Consider the following 287-nt stretch of genomic DNA (forward strand, 5'->3'; position numbering starts at 1 on the left):
TGAATTTGTGACTCAGGACAAAGCTCGTGGCTTTGATTTAAGCAAGGATGCGCTCATGCGCGTAGCTGTCTTCCGCACGGGCGATCGCTCATACCGTTTTGTATGGAGCTTCCACCATATTGTGATGGACGGCTGGTGCCTGTCACTAATGACAGACGAAGTGTTTGGTGTATATGCTGCCTTGCTGGAGAACAAGCAGCCAGAACTCGTACCTGTCAAGCCGTATAGTGACTATATCGAATGGTTGGAACACCAAGATGCACAGGAAGCATCTCGTTATTGGAGTG

Annotated in this window: 1 protein-coding gene; it reads left to right on the top strand. The window is 49.1% G+C overall.

From position 1 onward, the window contains the following. Positions 1 to 287, top strand: a 287-nt coding sequence (locus HFE01_RS26650) for a condensation domain-containing protein (RefSeq protein ID WP_167438877.1), incomplete at both ends; no start/stop codon positions are given.

Source organism: Paenibacillus sp. EKM10P, from assembly GCF_011800655.1.
Lineage (GTDB): Bacteria > Bacillota > Bacilli > Paenibacillales > Paenibacillaceae > Paenibacillus > Paenibacillus polymyxa.